Below are 17,131 nucleotides of genomic sequence, written 5' to 3' on the forward strand. Positions count from 1 at the left end.
AAGGAGAAATGAGTTCGACAACGATAATAGAAAAAAGAGAACTTATTTTGGAAGGTTTGGATTGTGCAAGCTGTGCAGCAAAAATAGAAGCAAAAGTAAAAGAGTTAGATGGAATTAAAGATGGGTCGATCAATTTTGTTACACAGGTATTAACTCTAGAAATTAATAAACCTGATCGGACTGATTATTTGATATCTGAGGTTAAAGCAATTGTCAATGAATTAGAGCCAGATGTGATCATTCAGGAAAAAACAACGAAAAAACTAACGAAAGCTTCTAAACTATTTATTGAAGTAAATGATAAAAGCCATTTACCTAGTCTTATTGAAGAAGCAAAAAAAATTGTAGTGAATATTGAACCAGATGTGAAAGTACATGAGGAAATAAAAACAGCAAATAAGCATTCACTTCAAGATGACCATGACCATGGCCATGGTCATGGTGAAGCAGGGGAAATGAAGAAAGAGTTAATTCAATTAGGGATTGGTACAGCGTTTTTTGCCATAGCCATTGCTTTTAAGTTTACTTTTTGGATGGAGTTTCTATTATATTTCATCAGTTACATCTTAATTGGTGGAGAGGTTTTAGTAAGGGCAGGGAAAAATATTAAACGAGGTCAAATATTTGACGAAAATTTCTTAATGAGTATAGCCACCATTGGCGCCTTTGCAATAGGAGAGTTTCCAGAAGGGGTAGCCGTTATGCTGTTCTATCAAGTTGGTGAATTATTTCAAGACTTAGCTGTAAATCGATCCCGTAAATCGATCGCTGCATTAATGGATATTCGTCCTGACTATGCCAATCTAAGAATAGGTGAAGAGGTTAAAAGGGTTTCTCCAGAAGAAGTAAACGTTGGGGATGTCATTATTGTTAAACCGGGTGAAAGAGTGCCGCTCGATGGCAAAATCATTGAAGGCAGCTCAATGGTTGATACGTCCGCTTTAACTGGCGAATCAATTCCTAGGGAGGTAGAGGTAGAAAGTGAAATCCTTGGTGGGTTTATCAATAAAAATGGGCTTATTGCTGTTGAAGTCACGAAAGAATTTGGAGAATCAACTGTTTCTAAAATCTTAGATTTGGTGCAAAATGCAAGTAGTAAAAAAGCTCCGACAGAGAATTTTATAACGAAATTTTCAAGATACTATACGCCCATTGTTGTTGTAATTGCTCTCTTATTGGCTCTAATACCCCCACTTGTGGTTGAAGGGGCTACTTTTTCACAGTGGATCTATCGAGCCCTTATTTTCTTGGTCATTTCCTGTCCATGCGCATTGGTGATTTCCATCCCATTAGGATTTTTCGGAGGAATTGGCGGAGCATCCAGAAATGGAATTTTAGTTAAAGGTGGAAATTATTTAGAGGCATTGAATAACGTAGATATAGTTGTCTTTGATAAAACAGGCACGCTTACAAAAGGAGTATTTAATGTAACAGAGATTCATGCGAAAGAATCGATGTCAAACGATGAATTGTTGGAAATAGCAGCCTATGCTGAGAACTATTCCAACCATCCAATCGCCTTATCCATTTTAAAAGCTTATGGTAAAGAAGTGAACAGAGACGAGATTGAAAACTATGAAGAGATTAGTGGTTATGGTATAAAGGTTAGTGTTAAGGGGAAAGAGATCATTGCTGGTAATCGTAAATTGATGACCAAAGAAGGTATTGAATTTGAACAGGTAGACGCACCTGGAACGATCGTTCATATTGCAATAGATCAGCAATACGCTGGTTATATTGTGATTTCTGATGAGATAAAAGAGGATTCAATTGATGCCATTCGCTCTTTAAAAGAAATTGGAGTAAGAAAAACAGTGATGTTAACCGGAGATATTCAAAATGTTGGAGAAAAAGTTGCTACACAACTAGGATTAGATGAAGTTCATGCCGAGTTGCTTCCAGATCAAAAAGTAGAGAAATTAGAAATTCTTGATGCGAAAAAGCCTCATAAAGGAAATTTAGTTTTTGTCGGCGATGGAATCAATGATGCACCTGTATTGGCAAGGGCAGATATTGGGATCGCAATGGGTGGTTTAGGTTCTGATGCAGCGATAGAGGCTGCGGACGTTGTCATCATGACTGATGAACCTTCAAAAATTGCTACTGCCATCAAAATTGCAAGACACACCAGAAAGATTGTATGGCAAAATATTATTTTTGCATTAGGTATGAAATTATTTGTACTTGTACTTGGTGCAGGTGGTTTAGCAACTATGTGGGAAGCGGTGTTTGCTGATGTTGGTGTTGCATTACTTGCAGTATTAAATGCTATGAGAATACCCCTTAAAAAGTAGTTCAAGGGGTATTATACTCGAATAACCATATAATCTCCAGTTTTTAGCTGAACGATATCTGCTTTTAAGGCTTTAGCAATATCTACGGATAAGGTTTTCTGAATTTCTTCATTTTCAGCATATAAAGCAATAGGATTTCCGGCGAGTACTCTATTTTTATCTAATGTAATATAAGCTAAAATCTCATAGCTAGGTTTCATAGTTGCTTCTCTTCCCATCCTTATTCCTCCCCAAATAAATTGGTATTCATCACTGAATGGCTCTTTTTCACAGTTTCTAATAGTGGTGTTTGGATAACCGCTTCAACTAATTTATCGTAATCGTTAAGTATAGGAACCAATGTGACTACAATTCTCCCTTTTTCATAATCTTTTCTTGTGAAATGGTAACGTTTTAAACCAATTGCTCTCGTTGCCTCAAATAGCATCGCTTGACGTTGGCCAAAATGATCGAGTGCAATGCGAAAATGATCTTTTTTGGGATAAACGACAACGGCCATGCCTTCCTTTTGAAATAACTCACGACTATTATCGCCACCAAGTAAGTTACTGACGAAAATGTCATCGACATAAAGCTCAGAACCTTTTATTTCAATTTTCCCTGGCTTTACTTCTGCAATATCACCAACAGTTTTTCCCTTTGAAAACCGTTTTAGAATATAGATGAGAGAAAAACCAACGATTACTGACCCTATCACCTTAGGGACATATGAAAAGGGTAAGATGTACATGGTTAGTGCAGTAAAGAGAGATACAATGAGTGAAAAATAACTTCTAGCCTCAAACGTTTTTGCAATTCCATCAATGTAAGCTGCACCTCGGAAAGTGTATTCCGTCTCTTCTAAATCTTTTAGGCTATCTCTCTCCATTTTTCTTATATCGCGAAATTGCTGAATGGCTAGAACAAGGAAAGTGACGGCCACATAATTCTTGGACAACAGTGCTGGAATCGCCACTGCTCCTAAAGATGCAGCAATAAAACCCGTAATTAAATGAATCAGATAGCCATTTGGATAACTAGGATATTGGCGAAAGTCTTCCTTTAGCATCAGGATTCGAGAAATGGTTCCAATCAAAATTGCAGTAAGAATTGTGATGAGATCACGTGTTTCTAACATTTTTTCACCTGAATTTTTATAGTATAATTTATGTTTACTATTTTTTCTTTCCTTCCATAAAATATTCAGATGAATTTTCTGAATACAAATTCATTATTTCTCCATATTTTGCATGTATTGTAGTAGATGTAAAGGTTTGAAGGCGTTAGCACAAACTTGATTTATCACTTGTGAAAGGAAAGGTGAAGAAAGATGTATGATTTCGTTATCATAGGTTCGGGAAGTGCTTCGTTCTCTGCAGCCATTAAAGCAGTTGAATTCGATGACAGTCGCCTTCAAATGATATCAAGCCAAATTTTGATTGCGGTTCCTAAAATAAGGATGGCCAATACATATTGCAATGATTTGGCTTTCATTTTTTTCCCTACTTTTGCCCCTAGCGGAGCCCCGGCTAAGCTTCCTATGACTGTCCAAAAGGTTGGCCAAAAGAGAATTGACCTTGACATGACTTTTCCAACCGTTCCACCAATCGATGATAGAAATACAATAACTAAAGAGGAAGCAATAGTAGTACGAAGAGGAATCTTTAAGAAAAACAGCATGATTGGAATTAAAATAAAGGCCCCACCTGCACCGACAATACCTGAGACAACCCCAACAATAAAAGCTAAGATTGCAGCCAATATACGATTATATCTAAGTTCTGGTTCATGTTCTTCCTGAACTGGTCTAGGAATGAACATTAAGATTGCAGCCAAAGTGGCGAGTACTCCATAGGTCATATTGATCATATCACCAGTTAGATATTTTGAACCAAAGCCTCCTAAGAGCCCCCCAATAATAATACTACTTCCCATGGTAATTACTAGATTTTTATTGATAAAATTTGATTTTTTATAGGCAAATGAAGCAGTTAAAGAAGAGAAAAAGACTTGTAACATGGTAATAGCAGAAACTTCTTGAGGAGTAAAAGCTCCTACTCCAATCAAAACAGGTATATATAAAAGCATGGGATAATTAACGATTGCCCCTCCAATTCCAAGCATTCCAGAAAGAAAAGCACCAATCAATCCAATAAAGAAAAGAATCATCGCCAAGGAAATAGTCAAAGAAGAATCACCTCTAGCTTTGTTGTTTATTGTGATACCGGTATGCGTATACCAGTTTATTTTGTTTAGCTCAATTAGTCAACAAAGAACCATAATTTAACCAAAGAGAAAGCCGGCATAAACCGGCAATTTTAAATGTTCAAGTATAACTTTCTTTTCATTATTGTGGGCTATCTTAACCATGATTAACTTTACCGTTTCCCCTGAAATAGTAGAAAGAGTTTTAGATATATTTGATTCCCCCTTCTTCTGTTACAACTTTTCCTGTCCAATCCAACATTCCGCCAACAATATTTTTCACTTTTTTAAATCCTTGATGTAGTAAAAACAGTGTTGCATATTCACTACGATTACCACTACGACAAACGATGAGATATTCTTCTTGTTTATCTAATTCCTGATATCGATAACCTAATGTTCCTAATGGAATAAGGATCGCTCCAGGAATATGTCCATTCACAAATTCAAAGTCTTCGCGTACGTCAATGATCTTTACATTGTCGCCATTTTTCAATCTTTTTCTAACTTCTTCAGTACTAATTTGATAATCCATTTTGCTATTCCCTCCTTTTTATCTCTACATATTAGATAAGATTTAGTTAAAAATTCAACATATATTACTATTTAAACTATGAATATAGTAAAAATAAATTAAACAAAAAAGCAGATTTAATATTTATACGGGTATATAGTTTAAAGATAAAATAGAAAAAAGTCAATCGAGAAAGCATTACATTTCGATTATCAACTTTTGACAAATATAGCATGTTTTATTTTTTACCTAATATATATGAATCAGAGGATGTGAAAAGAGGTGGTTAGTCAAAATGTCTTATGCTTTTTGGGTTTTTGTTGCCATAATTGTGCTGCTTTCGATCGCAGTCATTCTCTATGTAGTAAGAAAACGCGAAAAGATTACCTGTATGACAGGGATGATGATTGCGATGACATTGGGAATGATGGTGGGAATATTATCTGGAACATTGATTGGAATTCTCTATGCCGGTAATCTATTTTTTTCTACATTAATTGCGATGGCCATTGGTGGTGCTGTTGGATTAATTACAGGAGCTCCTGTCACATTGATGGCAATGATGGATGGATTGCTTTCAGGTTTAATGGGAGGTATGATGGGAGCCATGCTAGGAGATATGATTTCCACAAGTAAACCAGACACGATGATGAAGATCTTGCTTGTACTGTTTATAGGGATTATTTTAATTCTGTTTTACATGATGATTGATGAATTAAATAAAGGAGATCAACCTCGTTTTTTTCGAAACCCACTATTGATGGGGATGATCATTCTTGTGTTTTTCTTTCTTTTTAACCAGATGGGACATATTGTGACTGTTGAATCAGAAATGGAGCAAAACAATCATAATCATCTAGAAATGGAGCAGAGAAAATAACTAAAAAAAAATTCTTTAAATCCTGAGTGTTCAATGAAGATTCAGGTTTTTTTTTGCTTTCTTTACAGATTCTCCATACTCTTTGGGAAAGATGGAATCATCACCACCAAAATTTAGCCAAATTTTCTAAACAAAATAAATGGGAAAGAAATCTCCCTTGAAATTGGTGGAATTGGCGAAAAACAGCGGTTTTGACATGACAGGAAGAATAATTAGAATGATTCTAAAAAAAATTAAATTCTTCATTTTTTCTTCATTTTTGCTCGTTATTCTATAACTGTAAAGAAGATAGCACCTTAAAGGGAGCATAAAAACAAATAAATGAAAAAAGGAGGAAAAAGAAATGTTACTTTTGCTTATTTTGGTGATTGGGTTTTATCTATACAAAACAGGTGAACTTCAAAATATCTTAAACAAGATTCAAGGAAATGGAAGTAATAATTCGAATGAGGCAAGACGGATCATTGATATTCGTTTTGCAAAAGGTGAAATCTCTGCAGAAGAGTATAACAAGTTAAAAAATATTTTGTAATTTTGTAACAAACTATTTGAATTCCCTTTAGGGTTATCTCCATTAAAACAAAGTAAAAGGAGGAAACGAAGATGATGTTTGGCGGAGGACATATGGGCGGTTTTGGAGGACCAGGCTTTGGTGGATATGGAAATGGATATGGGTATAATAATGGCTGGGGATATGGTCCCGGCGGTGGATATGGAAATGGATTTGGTTATGGAATGATGTCTGGTTGGAATCTAACAGGAATTTTATTCCTCGTACTTGTTGGATTTCTTGTCTACCTTTTGATTAAAAGAAGTAAGCAACATGGTGCATTTTCGCAACCAAGTCAACTTCTAGCACCTACAAAAGCAACTTCAAATGAAGCAGTAGAAATAGCCAAGCTTAGATATGTTCGTGGGGAAATTTCTTATGACGAATATCAAGAAATTGTAAAAGTCATCAATTCATAATGAAAGGGGATTGGACAAGTGCTAAATTTAATTCTAACGATTATTGTTGCCTATTACCTTATCAAAACTGGAGATTTATTTAAACTTCTAAGAAAAGCACAGAAATTTGTGACTGAGTTTTTCACTTCCATCAAGCAAGAGACGCAAAGTAGCAAAAAAACAGAAGATCCAGTTGAGATCTTAAAAGTCCGTTTTGCTAAAGGTGAAATTAGTCAAAGTGAATTCGAAAAAATGAAAGAAAGTTTTTAAGTTCCATAAAGTCTTCATAATTGAGTGTTACAGTATAAGTATAATAATTTAAGCAAAACTATCATAAATGGAGGTTTTCATCATGGGACCTGGCTTTGGAGCTTTCGGAGGATGTGGATTAGGAGGTGGATTTGGAATGATGTTCTTAGGTTTGATTGTTATTGGAGTAATCATCTACCTATTGGTTAAAGGGAACCAAAATGGTACAACAGTAAGAAATGTAACAGCTACAAACTCTGATGCATTAGAAATTGCGAAATCAAGACTAGCTAAAGGTGAAATTACAACCGAAGAATTTGAAAACATCAAGAAAAACTTATTATAAGAATATAAATAATGAAAGTGAAAGGAAGAGTATAATGAAAAAGAAATTATTAACTGGTGTATTAGCCACCGCGTTAGTTTTAGGAGTAGGAACAACTGCATATGTTAGTTATGCTAAAGGAGTCGATTACCGTTCCTTTATGCAACAACAAGGTTTTAACGTAAATCAAATGGAAGGGTTTATGGAACAACAAGGAATCGATGTAGACCAGATGTATGAATTGATGAATTCTGGTGCAAGTTATGAAGATATGCAAAAGTTTATGCAAGATCAAAACATCAATTTTGGACAAATGTATAAATATATGCAACAAGTATATCCAGATTTAAAAGCAGATGATTTTAAAGCTCATTATGAAAGCATGCATGGAACTGTAGGTTCCTCTAATAGCAATAATTTTACTGGAATGAATGGTTTCAGTGGTATGATGGGTCAATAAAATGATTTCTTTTATAAAACAGCAACCTATACAAGGTTGCTGTTTTTCAAAATGACTACATGCCTGTTTTAAATGTTTTACAATCGGTTTCTTCAGATCTTCTTGCCATTTCTTGTTTTGCAACAATATAAATAGAGTCAGCATTACACAAATTGCCATCTCCCCAGTAGTGGCAATTCTTTACTTCACATAACACATCTTGAGCCAAAGTTCTCCCTCCTTTCTTCCTTAAAATAAACTGATTAATATTTTTTTATACTTTAATTTTTAGTGCAAATCATATTTTTACAGATTTGGAAATAAAATAGATTCATTCTTTTTTCACACTTTCAGGGTAAACTAGATAACAAAGAGGGAGGAGGATTTATCATGGGATTAGGATGTATGTTTGGACATTTAATGCATGGTCGTCATTCACATTCAGATCACGATCAACGTCGATATCAAGAGCAAGAACATCAGCAAAATCATAATCACAACCATAATCATAATGAACATCAAAATCATGGAAAACAATCGTCAGATCCATTAGAAGTTCTTAAGTTAAGATTTGTTAAAGGGGAAATAACGGAAGAAGAATATCGCAGAATGAAAGAAGTATTAAGTGAATAGATCGTATGATTGACCATTAGGATTTGATCCTATATGGTCATTTTTTTTTTTTGACTTAAAACAGTGGATTCATACTTTCTACATATTTGCCAAGTAAAAATAATTTATCTCTTATTTTTAAAAATAGTTGCAACTAGAAAAATGGAAAGAGGGGTTAAAGTGAGGGTTATTTTATTTCATATTGGGAGTTACGGAGTACGGTCTTATGGCTTAGTCGTTGCATTAGCAATTTTACTGGGTATGGGTGTTGCATATTTTTTAGCGAGAAACACCAAGTATCGTGATCATGTCGTCAATTTGTCCATGTATAGCATCATTGGAGCAATTGTTGGCGCCAGAATTTGGCACGTATTTTTCTTTCAATGGCCATATTACTCAAAAAATTTAGATCAAATCTTTACATTTTGGAATGGGGGAATTGCCATACAAGGGGCAATTATTGGTGGAATTCTAACCGCTATCATTTATACGAGATACCACAAGCTTAATTTTTGGGAATTGGCTGATATCATGGCTCCGGCAATCATTTTGGGACAAGCGGTTGGTCGCATTGCTTGTTTCTTAAATGGAGATGCGTTTGGTGCACCAACTAACTCTGGATTTGGAATCGTTTATCCTCCTGGAACGATGGCCTATGATACTTATGGTTCACAACCATTGTGGCCTGCAGAAGTTTGGGAAGGACAATGGGATTTGATTGTCTTCGGAATTTTAATTGCATTGAGAAATGCTAATGTGAAATGGACAACAGGATTTATTTTCTTAGCCTATAATATTCTTTATTCCATTGGACGCTTTTCGCTTGAATTCTTAAGAGGGGACTCATTTAGATATTTGTTTAATTGGACAGCAGGGCAGTGGACAAGTGTGATCGTTATTTTTCTCTCAATTATTCTTATGGGATATTTATATTACAAAGAGGGAAAAAATCAAACGATTGTTGGTGAAGTAGCATAGTTTGCGATCAGTGACTGAGATGGTCATATACCATTTTCATGAGACCCACAAAACAATCGAAGTAGCTTTTAAGGAAGTTATCACTTTTGTGGGTTTCCTTATGTAAAGATTGGTACATTCTACATCGTTTCTTTATATTTACTGGTTATCATTGATAATGAAAAGTAAAGAATCAAATTAAATTATTGCCTGTTCTAGGTATTGGTGGTGGTTATATGCGATGAAAAAATACTTTTCTGATATTTTAAATATCATATTAATGATTATCGGTGTATCATTTTTACTCTTTGTATTAAAAATGATTTGGTTTCCTCCTTCTTCAATGGGTTTAATAATGGATTCAGCAATGATGTACCATCACATGGGAACATGGCTGAAAGGGACTACTATTTTATTTCTTCTCTTTTTTGGTATTGGAGCACTAATTTGGTTTATTATCGATAAATTTTTGAACAAGTTTAGAAAAAAGTGAGCTCACTCCACTTTTTCTTCATATTTAATGGTTACACTAAATTTAGTAAAAAATATTAGCCATATTTTTTACCTTCCCAATAAAAGTGACTGTTCGCCAATCAGTCACTTTTTTTTTAAAATTAAAATGATAGAACTTTATTCCATTAGTCATTTTGGGGTTTGTATATCTATAGCAGATATTCTTTGTCACAATTTGTTCACATTTTCTGTAGAAAAAATCCATAAACAAAGGGTATATTTAACAGCATAAATACTATAGGGGGGTATGGTAAATAACATACAAACCTAATTATGAATAAGGATGGAGGGATACCATGGCAACAACCACATTAAAAATCCAAGGAATGACTTGTGCCTCCTGTGCCACAAGAATTGAAAAGGGTTTAAACAGGTTGCAGGGCGTAAAATGTGAATTTGGCTTTAGAAAGGGCAAGCATCGAATATGATGAAGAGCAAGTTTCAATCAATGATTTTGAGAAGAAGATTGCAGACATTGGCTACAAAGTCATTTCAGATAAAGTAGAGCTAGATATTTTTGGGATGACATGTGCATCATGTGCGACAAGAATTGAGAAAGCATTAAATAAATTACCAGGTGTTAAGACAGCCAATGTAAATCTTGCGTTAGAACGTGCAACTGTAGAATACATTGGTGCTGATGTAAGCATAGCTGATCTAATTAAACAAGTTGAATCGGTTGGCTATCGTGCGAAGGAGCGAAAAGCAGATAACGTCGATGCGGAAAAAGAGGCAAGGGAAGCTGAGATCAGGAACCAAAAACGTAAATTCATTATTTCGGCTATTTTATCTTTACCTCTTTTAGTAGCCATGCTGGAGTATATCAATATAAGGATTCCAGAAATTTTCCTTAATCCATGGTTCCAATGGGTATTTGCAACACCTGTTCAATTTTTTGTAGGTTGGCAATTTTACGTAGGGTCATATAAAGCATTAAAAAATGGCAGTGCTAATATGGATGTTCTTGTTGCGCTAGGAACTTCAGCAGCCTACGTCTACAGTCTATGGGAAGCATTGATTGGTGGAGACAAACTTTATTACGAGACAGGCGCTATTATCATTACGCTAATCGTACTAGGGAAATTACTAGAAGCTGTGGCAAAGGGTCGTACATCTGAAGCGATCAAAAAATTGATGGGGTTACAAGCAAAAACAGCCACTGTGATTCGTGATGGTGTAGAACAGGAAATTGCCATTGAAGAAGTTGTAGTAGATGATATTATATTGGTTCGCCCAGGGCAAAAGATTCCTGTTGATGGAGTGGTTGTAGAAGGAAACTCAGCGGTTGATGAGTCAATGCTTACAGGTGAAAGCATTCCTGTAGATAAAAAAATAGGTGACAATGTGATTGGTGCAACGATCAATAAACATGGAACTTTTAAATTTAAAGCAACGAAAGTAGGGAAAGATACTGCACTAGCTCAAATCATTAAAGTAGTTGAAGATGCTCAAGGTTCCAAAGCACCGATACAAAAATTAGCAGATAAGATCTCAGGGATCTTCGTTCCGATCGTAGTTGGTATTGCAATTCTTACCTTTATCGTTTGGTACTTTGTTATTGGCGTTGAATTTGCGATTGCACTAGCCGCGATGATTGCTGTATTAGTAATCGCATGCCCCTGTGCTTTAGGACTTGCAACTCCAACCTCAATCATGGTGGGTACAGGTAAAGGGGCAGAAAAAGGAGTCCTTTTTAAAGGTGGAGAGCACTTACAAAACACCTCAAGATTAAATACTATAGTTCTAGATAAAACGGGAACCATTACCAAAGGTGAGCCAGAATTAACGGATATTTATGTCGTAAATGGCTTTAATGAAGACGAAGTTCTTCGTTTAACAGCTTCAGCGGAAAATAGCTCCGAACATCCGCTTGCAACAGCAATCGTAAAAGGGGCTAAGGAAAAAGGGATTGAATTGGTTGAAGCTGATTCCTTCAATGCCATTCCAGGGTTTGGTATTGAGGCAGAAATTGAAGATAAAAAATTGCTTGTTGGTACTCGTAAATTGATGAAACAGCAGAATATCATGTTGGGTGAAATTGAGAGTAAGATGGAACAAATGGAGCAAGAGGGAAAAACGGCGATGCTTGTTGCCATCGATCAGCAAATAGCTGGAGTTGTGGCTGTTGCTGACACAATTAAGGAAGATTCTAAAGAAGCAATTCATAAACTACAACAATTAGGGCTAAAAGTGGTTATGATTACAGGGGATAACAAACGAACGGCAGAGGCGATTGCCAAACAAGTCGGTATTACCGAGATTCGCGCAGAAGTCCTTCCAGAAGATAAGGCGTCTGAAGTACAAAAGTTCAAAGATCAAGGTGAAATTGTTGCGATGGTTGGTGATGGAATTAATGATGCTCCAGCACTCGTTACAGCCGATGTAGGGATTGCAATTGGGACAGGTACTGATGTAGCGATCGAATCCTCTGATGTAACTTTAATGCGGGGTAATTTAACAGGTATTGTTGATGCCATTCTACTAAGCCGTAAAACAATGAGAAATATTAAACAAAATTTATTCTGGGCGTTTATTTACAATACGTTAGGAATACCAGTTGCTGCTTTAGGTTTATTGGCACCATGGATTGCCGGGGCAGCGATGGCCTTTAGCTCAGTCTCTGTTGTCTCTAACTCATTACGGTTAAAAGGTGTTAAATTAGTACACTAATCCATTATTTCTATACTAGTTTAAGGAGGTGAGGAGAATGGGCTGCTGCGGAGGACATGATAAAGAACATGACCATAAGAATCAAGGTCATGAGCATGATCACAATCATGAACATGCTGAGGTGAAAGCTGAAAAGCAGGAGCATGTAGAAAAACATGATCATGGACATGATCATGGTCACAAAAAAGGGCATTGTTGCTAATTAAAAAAGGGATTCAGTTCAGATTTTGAATTGAATCCCTTTTTTCGTATGATATTGTATAATAAAACCATGTTGAAAATCACAAGCAAGGCTAGGAGATTGATATGAGTATACTGACGGTTGAGAATTTAGTGAAAACCTATGGGGAAAAGGTTTTGTTTAACCATATTTCATTTATGATTGCTGAGAAACAAAGAATTGGACTAATCGGGGTTAACGGAACTGGGAAATCAACCTTGTTGCGTGTGATTGCCGGAAAGGAAAAGGCAGAAGCAGGACAAATCATTCACTCCAACCATTTTCAAATTGAATTCTTATCACAACATCCTGAGTTGAATGATGAATTAACTGTTTTTGAGCAAATCTATTATGGCCATTCAAGCCTCATGTTAGCGATGAGAGAATATGAACAAGCAGTACTCGCACTTGAAGCTGATCCAAACAACCGGATGAAACAGGAATATCTAATGAAGATGCAGCAAAAAATGGATGAAGTAGGGGCATGGGAAGCGAGTACCATTGTCAAAACGATCCTTAACCGCCTTGGAATCAAGGATATGACTCAACCGATTAAGGCATTATCAGGTGGGCAAAAGAAACGTGTAGCGATTGCGAAGGCATTAATCCAACCAGCTGATCTACTTATTTTAGATGAACCAACCAACCATTTAGACCATGAGATTATTGAATGGTTAGAAGGGTATTTGGCACAATATAGGGGCGCTTTGCTCGTGGTAACACATGACCGCTATTTCTTAAATCGGGTGACCAACCGTATTTTTGAATTGGATCATGGTGAACTTTACGTATACGATGGCAATTATGAGGTGTTTTTAGAGAAAAAGGCAGAACGAGAAGAACAAGCAATCGTTGCTGAACAAAAGAGGCAGAATCTCTTACGCCGTGAGTTAGCATGGTTAAAGCGTGGCGCAAAAGCAAGAACCACAAAGCAAAAGGCAAGAATTCAACGAGTCGAGCAGATACAAAAAGAAAAGAACGACACGGTAAATGAAGAGTTAGATATTGTTTTAGGCTCAAATCGATTGGGAAAAAAAGTATTTGTAATCGAAGGAATCTCAAAAACCTTTGGTACTTCAACAATTATCGATGATTTTAGCTACATTGTTGTTCCCAATGAACGCTTAGGAATCGTTGGACCTAATGGGAGTGGGAAATCAACTCTATTAAATCTATTAGCGGGAAAAATAAAGCCGGATCGTGGGTTTATTGATCGAGGAGAAACGGTGAAAATTGGCTATTATACCCAAGATCATACAGAGATGGATCTTAATCTGCGTGTGATTGAATATATAAAGGAAGCTGCAGAAGTGGTAAAAACGGCGGATGGCCAGTGGATTTCTGCAGAACAAATGTTAGAGCGGTTTTTATTTTCAAGAGATATGCAGTGGACCTATATTCGCAAGTTATCAGGTGGGGAACGGAAACGATTATATTTATTAAGAGTGTTAATGACTGAACCCAACGTTCTTTTACTTGATGAACCGACAAATGATTTGGATATTGAGACATTATCGATTTTAGAAGATTATTTGGATCAATTTCCAGGCGTTGTCATTACGGTTTCTCACGACCGTTATTTTCTTGATCGAGTGGTTGATCATCTTCTAGTGTTTGAAGGAGATGGAAAGATTGGCCGATTTGAAGGAAATTACTCTGAATATTTGACATTACAAAAGCAAGAAAAACAACAAAAACAATTAATGGAAGAAAAGCAACCTAGTGAAAGCACGAAAACAGTAAAAGAACCACGCAAGAAATTATCTTATAAAGAACAAATAGAATGGGAAGAAATTGAAGATCGAATTGTGACACTAGAAGCACGACTTCAGGAATTACAAAAAGAACTCGAACAGGCTGGAAGCAATATCGAACTTGTTCATCAAACCTATCAAGAACAACAACAAGTTGAAAAAGAGTTAGAAGAAGCAATAGAACGTTGGACAGAATTATCGTTAATGATAGAGGAGATCGAACAAAATAATAGAAAATAAGATAATACAAAACGTATAGGAGGTTGTAAAAACGATGAATAGTATTTTTGATCGAACAACTTTGCATAATGGGGTTCATATGCCTTGGTTAGGACTTGGGGTTTATCAGGCCAAAGAAGGTAAAGAGGTTGAAAATGCGGTGAAATGGGCCATAGAAATAGGCTATCGAAGTATTGATACAGCAGCATTATATGAAAATGAAGTTGGTGTTGGAAAGGCAATCAAGGAATCGGGTATAGCAAGAGAAGAGCTTTTTATCACAACAAAAGTGTGGAACAATCGACAGGGTTATGAATCGACATTGGCCGCTTTTGAAGAAAGTCGACAGAAATTAGATCTAGAATATATTGATCTCTATCTGATTCATTGGCCAGTGAAGGGAAAATACAAAGAAACCTGGAAAGCTCTTGAAAAATTATATCGAGATGGAATTGTAAAAGCCATTGGCGTAAGTAATTTTCAAATCCATCATTTAGAAGATTTGATGGCGGATAGTGAAATTGTACCAATGGTGAATCAGGTGGAGTATCATCCAAAGTTAACACAAAAGGAACTTCTTCATTTTTGTCAAACCCATCACATTCAATTAGAAGCTTGGCGGCCATTGATGAAAGGGCAGATCTTTGGTGAACCTACAATTGTAGAGATCGCCAAAAAATATAATAAAAAACCTTCACAAATCGTTCTACGTTGGGATTTGCAACATGGAGTGGTCACCATTCCAAAATCAGTACATCGGGATCGAATTCAAGAAAATGGGGATATCTTCGACTTTGAATTAACCAAAGAAGATATGGAAGCAATCGATGAATTAAATCAGAATCATCGACTAGGGGCAGATCCAGACAACTTTGATTTTTAATTATACCGAATAAAAAACCCACACAAGTATCGCCTTCCTTTGAAGGAAAACCGATTCTAGTGTGGGGCTTTATTTATTCAGCAAAAATTTGGTGCCATTCATCTTTATGTGCGAGCATTTTCCGAGCTTGTTCTTTTGCACCTTCCAAACTGTGACTAGCTGCCCATCCACATTGGGTTTCATTGCTAGCAGGTACTTGTTCTGCTTTTAATACATCTTCAAGTGTTTTTTCTACAATTTCAAGGATTTCATCATAATTTGTATGGTTGATCATCGTTAGATAAAAGCCTGTTTGACATCCCATTGGGCTAAAATCAACCACTTGATCTGTATAATATCGGATGTTTTCAGCGATTAAATGTTCTAGAGAGTGTAGAGCTGCCATTTCCATATGTTCTTGATTAGGTTGACAAAAACGAACGTCATATTTATAGATCTCATCCCCATACTTCCCCTTTTTTATACCAGCTAATCGAATATAGGGAGCCTTTACCTTGGTATGATCTAAATTAAAACTTTCTACATTCATTTTTTTAGTCATTTGATTTCAACTCCTTCACCATTTCAATGACCAGATTTGCAGAATTTACTGCTGCTTTTTTAAGAAATTGTTCAAAGGATACTTTCGATTCTTTTCCTGCAATATCAGAAAGAGATCGAATGATAATAAAAGGAACCTTGAATTGATAACAGACTTGAGCAATCGCTGCTGCTTCCATTTCTACTGCATAAAGGTTTGGGAATTTGGAACGAACATAATCAACGCGTTCTGGATCATTCATAAAGGAATCGCCTGTAGCGACTAGGCCTTCAACCACTTGAACTCCTGTTAATTTCTCAGCACTGTTTATTGCAATCTCCATTAAGTGTGGATCTGGTAGGAAAGAAGCTGGCATCTTAGGAACTTGTCCGTATTCATAGCCAAAAGCGGTTACATCTACATCATGATGTCGAACTTCTGTTGATATAACAACGTCCCCTACATTTAACTCTTTATGAAAGCCTCCAGCGGAACCAGTATTAATCACATATTCTGGAGAAAAAAGCTGATTAAGTAATGTGGTTCCAATTGCCGCATTTACTTTGCCAATCCCTGATTTTAATAAGATGATATCTTGATTTTCCAACTTTCCAGTAGAAAATTCACTTCCTGCTATTACGATGTCTTCCCTTTGTTCTAGTTTTTCTTTTAATCTCTCAACTTCTTCATCCATCGCCCCAATAATACCGATCTTCATGTGCTACTCCTTTCCGTTCTTTGTGAATTCATTGATGGTGTGAACTACCCGCCACCTACGCTTCGCTTAGAGGTGGGGGTTTCTAAGGTAATCGCACCTAACGGTACGAAATTTACTTAGCTATCGAGCCTGTTCCATGCTCTATTTATGATTATACTAACAGTCGCAATCCTTCACGCTTGATATTGATAGAAGCGTTCCAATCTCTATCTGCCACAAAACCACAATCACA

At 36.2% G+C, this 17,131-nt stretch carries 20 protein-coding genes and 1 pseudogene; 14 read left to right on the top strand and 7 right to left on the bottom strand.

Features of this window, described 5'->3' with window-relative positions; genetic code table 11:
• Positions 1–8 precede the first annotated feature (8 nt).
• A complete protein-coding gene (locus tag TEPIDINF_RS00670) occupies positions 9–2,294 on the top strand; it encodes a heavy metal translocating P-type ATPase (RefSeq protein WP_068722817.1) in 2,286 nt (761 codons plus the stop codon).
• A gap of 11 nt (positions 2,295–2,305) precedes the next feature.
• Here the strand turns inward: TEPIDINF_RS00670 and TEPIDINF_RS00675 are convergent, their stop codons facing one another.
• The 4 genes from TEPIDINF_RS00675 to TEPIDINF_RS00690 all read right to left on the bottom strand — a co-directional run bounded on the left by TEPIDINF_RS00675 (position 2,306) and on the right by TEPIDINF_RS00690 (position 5,013).
• On the bottom strand, positions 2,306–2,512 hold the full coding sequence (locus tag TEPIDINF_RS00675) for a capping complex subunit for YIEGIA (protein ID WP_068722819.1): 207 nt from the start codon (positions 2,510–2,512) through the stop codon (positions 2,306–2,308).
• 2 nt (positions 2,513–2,514) lie between these two features.
• Positions 2,515–3,411 (bottom strand): YIEGIA family protein, encoded by an 897-nt coding sequence (locus TEPIDINF_RS00680; protein WP_068722821.1) that lies wholly within the window; start codon positions 3,409–3,411, stop codon positions 2,515–2,517.
• A 275-nt stretch (positions 3,412–3,686) separates the two neighbouring features.
• Positions 3,687–4,454, bottom strand: a complete 768-nt coding sequence (locus TEPIDINF_RS00685) for a sulfite exporter TauE/SafE family protein (RefSeq protein ID WP_068727369.1) — start codon at positions 4,452–4,454, stop codon at positions 3,687–3,689.
• A 229-nt stretch (positions 4,455–4,683) separates the two neighbouring features.
• A complete protein-coding gene (locus tag TEPIDINF_RS00690) occupies positions 4,684–5,013 on the bottom strand; it encodes a rhodanese-like domain-containing protein (RefSeq protein ID WP_068722823.1) in 330 nt (109 codons plus the stop codon).
• A 274-nt stretch (positions 5,014–5,287) separates the two neighbouring features.
• Between TEPIDINF_RS00690 and TEPIDINF_RS00695 the strand changes: the two genes are divergently transcribed.
• From TEPIDINF_RS00695 to TEPIDINF_RS00720, 6 genes are all read left to right on the top strand, one after another.
• Positions 5,288–5,872, top strand: coding sequence for a Re/Si-specific NAD(P)(+) transhydrogenase subunit beta (locus tag TEPIDINF_RS00695; protein ID WP_068722825.1), 585 nt, complete (start codon positions 5,288–5,290; stop codon positions 5,870–5,872).
• A 343-nt stretch (positions 5,873–6,215) separates the two neighbouring features.
• On the top strand, positions 6,216–6,404 hold the full coding sequence (locus TEPIDINF_RS00700; protein ID WP_068722827.1) for an SHOCT domain-containing protein: 189 nt from the start codon (positions 6,216–6,218) through the stop codon (positions 6,402–6,404).
• A 71-nt stretch (positions 6,405–6,475) separates the two neighbouring features.
• The gene (locus tag TEPIDINF_RS00705; RefSeq protein WP_201024122.1) at positions 6,476–6,841 is read left to right on the top strand and encodes an SHOCT domain-containing protein; all 366 of its coding nucleotides are present in this window, start codon (positions 6,476–6,478) and stop codon (positions 6,839–6,841) included.
• Between the two features lie 18 nt (positions 6,842–6,859).
• Positions 6,860–7,090: an SHOCT domain-containing protein gene (locus TEPIDINF_RS00710; protein WP_068722829.1), complete on the top strand. Its 231-nt coding sequence runs from the start codon at positions 6,860–6,862 to the stop codon at positions 7,088–7,090.
• 82 nt (positions 7,091–7,172) lie between these two features.
• On the top strand, positions 7,173–7,415 hold the full coding sequence (locus TEPIDINF_RS00715; RefSeq protein WP_082732317.1) for an SHOCT domain-containing protein: 243 nt from the start codon (positions 7,173–7,175) through the stop codon (positions 7,413–7,415).
• Entirely contained in the window at positions 7,366–7,854 is a 489-nt protein-coding gene (locus tag TEPIDINF_RS00720) for a UTP--glucose-1-phosphate uridylyltransferase (RefSeq protein WP_153011979.1), read from the top strand. The genes TEPIDINF_RS00715 and TEPIDINF_RS00720 overlap by 50 nt, the downstream gene beginning before the upstream one ends.
• A gap of 55 nt (positions 7,855–7,909) precedes the next feature.
• Here TEPIDINF_RS00720 and TEPIDINF_RS00725 read toward each other — a convergent pair whose 3' ends face one another.
• On the bottom strand, positions 7,910–8,062 hold the full coding sequence (locus tag TEPIDINF_RS00725) for a DUF1540 domain-containing protein (protein WP_068722835.1): 153 nt from the start codon (positions 8,060–8,062) through the stop codon (positions 7,910–7,912).
• A 161-nt stretch (positions 8,063–8,223) separates the two neighbouring features.
• On the opposite strand from TEPIDINF_RS00725, the gene TEPIDINF_RS00730 reads away from it, so the two are divergent.
• The 7 genes and pseudogenes from TEPIDINF_RS00730 to TEPIDINF_RS00760 all read left to right on the top strand — a co-directional run bounded on the left by TEPIDINF_RS00730 (position 8,224) and on the right by TEPIDINF_RS00760 (position 15,661).
• Positions 8,224–8,466 (top strand): SHOCT domain-containing protein, encoded by a 243-nt coding sequence (locus TEPIDINF_RS00730; protein ID WP_068722837.1) that lies wholly within the window; start codon positions 8,224–8,226, stop codon positions 8,464–8,466.
• Positions 8,467–8,625: 159 nt separating this feature from the next.
• A complete protein-coding gene (lgt, locus tag TEPIDINF_RS00735) occupies positions 8,626–9,423 on the top strand; it encodes a prolipoprotein diacylglyceryl transferase (RefSeq protein ID WP_153011980.1) in 798 nt (265 codons plus the stop codon).
• A 220-nt stretch (positions 9,424–9,643) separates the two neighbouring features.
• Positions 9,644–9,895: a hypothetical protein gene (locus TEPIDINF_RS00740; RefSeq protein ID WP_068722840.1), complete on the top strand. Its 252-nt coding sequence runs from the start codon at positions 9,644–9,646 to the stop codon at positions 9,893–9,895.
• A 316-nt stretch (positions 9,896–10,211) separates the two neighbouring features.
• Positions 10,212–12,585 (top strand): annotated as a pseudogene (locus TEPIDINF_RS00745) (heavy metal translocating P-type ATPase).
• 37 nt (positions 12,586–12,622) lie between these two features.
• A complete protein-coding gene (locus TEPIDINF_RS00750) occupies positions 12,623–12,787 on the top strand; it encodes a hypothetical protein (RefSeq protein WP_161937267.1) in 165 nt (54 codons plus the stop codon).
• 104 nt (positions 12,788–12,891) lie between these two features.
• Positions 12,892–14,799 (top strand): ABC-F family ATP-binding cassette domain-containing protein, encoded by a 1,908-nt coding sequence (locus TEPIDINF_RS00755; RefSeq protein WP_421691148.1) that lies wholly within the window; start codon positions 12,892–12,894, stop codon positions 14,797–14,799.
• Between the two features lie 34 nt (positions 14,800–14,833).
• Positions 14,834–15,661 (top strand): aldo/keto reductase, encoded by an 828-nt coding sequence (locus TEPIDINF_RS00760; protein ID WP_068722846.1) that lies wholly within the window; start codon positions 14,834–14,836, stop codon positions 15,659–15,661.
• A gap of 73 nt (positions 15,662–15,734) precedes the next feature.
• Here TEPIDINF_RS00760 and TEPIDINF_RS00765 read toward each other — a convergent pair whose 3' ends face one another.
• Together TEPIDINF_RS00765 and mtnN are read right to left on the bottom strand one after the other, a co-directional pair.
• Positions 15,735–16,202, bottom strand: coding sequence for an S-ribosylhomocysteine lyase (locus tag TEPIDINF_RS00765; protein WP_068722848.1), 468 nt, complete (start codon positions 16,200–16,202; stop codon positions 15,735–15,737).
• A complete protein-coding gene (gene mtnN, locus TEPIDINF_RS00770; RefSeq protein ID WP_421691149.1) occupies positions 16,195–16,899 on the bottom strand; it encodes a 5'-methylthioadenosine/S-adenosylhomocysteine nucleosidase in 705 nt (234 codons plus the stop codon). The genes TEPIDINF_RS00765 and mtnN overlap by 8 nt, the downstream gene beginning before the upstream one ends.
• Positions 16,900–17,131 lie beyond the last annotated feature (232 nt).

The sequence above is a fragment of the Tepidibacillus infernus genome (assembly GCF_048898065.1).
Taxonomy (GTDB): Bacteria; Bacillota; Bacilli; order Tepidibacillales; family Tepidibacillaceae; genus Tepidibacillus_B; species Tepidibacillus_B infernus.

What these genes read in the sequence shown, in the direction of transcription:
- TEPIDINF_RS00705 (WP_201024122.1), top strand. Translation starts at nt 6,476, where the DNA reads ATGATGTTTGGCGGAGGACATATGGGCGGTTTTGGAGGACCAGGCTTT.
- mtnN (WP_421691149.1), bottom strand. Translation starts at nt 16,899, where the DNA reads ATGAAGATCGGTATTATTGGGGCGATGGATGAAGAAGTTGAGAGATTA.
- TEPIDINF_RS00690 (WP_068722823.1), bottom strand. Translation starts at nt 5,013, where the DNA reads ATGGATTATCAAATTAGTACTGAAGAAGTTAGAAAAAGATTGAAAAAT.
- TEPIDINF_RS00715 (WP_082732317.1), top strand. Translation starts at nt 7,173, where the DNA reads ATGGGACCTGGCTTTGGAGCTTTCGGAGGATGTGGATTAGGAGGTGGA.
- TEPIDINF_RS00750 (WP_161937267.1), top strand. Translation starts at nt 12,623, where the DNA reads ATGGGCTGCTGCGGAGGACATGATAAAGAACATGACCATAAGAATCAA.
- TEPIDINF_RS00740 (WP_068722840.1), top strand. Translation starts at nt 9,644, where the DNA reads ATGAAAAAATACTTTTCTGATATTTTAAATATCATATTAATGATTATC.
- TEPIDINF_RS00760 (WP_068722846.1), top strand. Translation starts at nt 14,834, where the DNA reads ATGAATAGTATTTTTGATCGAACAACTTTGCATAATGGGGTTCATATG.
- TEPIDINF_RS00675 (WP_068722819.1), bottom strand. Translation starts at nt 2,512, where the DNA reads ATGGGAAGAGAAGCAACTATGAAACCTAGCTATGAGATTTTAGCTTAT.
- TEPIDINF_RS00670 (WP_068722817.1), top strand. Translation starts at nt 9, where the DNA reads ATGAGTTCGACAACGATAATAGAAAAAAGAGAACTTATTTTGGAAGGT.
- TEPIDINF_RS00765 (WP_068722848.1), bottom strand. Translation starts at nt 16,202, where the DNA reads ATGACTAAAAAAATGAATGTAGAAAGTTTTAATTTAGATCATACCAAG.
- TEPIDINF_RS00755 (WP_421691148.1), top strand. Translation starts at nt 12,892, where the DNA reads ATGAGTATACTGACGGTTGAGAATTTAGTGAAAACCTATGGGGAAAAG.
- TEPIDINF_RS00700 (WP_068722827.1), top strand. Translation starts at nt 6,216, where the DNA reads ATGTTACTTTTGCTTATTTTGGTGATTGGGTTTTATCTATACAAAACA.
- TEPIDINF_RS00695 (WP_068722825.1), top strand. Translation starts at nt 5,288, where the DNA reads ATGTCTTATGCTTTTTGGGTTTTTGTTGCCATAATTGTGCTGCTTTCG.
- TEPIDINF_RS00730 (WP_068722837.1), top strand. Translation starts at nt 8,224, where the DNA reads ATGGGATTAGGATGTATGTTTGGACATTTAATGCATGGTCGTCATTCA.
- TEPIDINF_RS00680 (WP_068722821.1), bottom strand. Translation starts at nt 3,411, where the DNA reads ATGTTAGAAACACGTGATCTCATCACAATTCTTACTGCAATTTTGATT.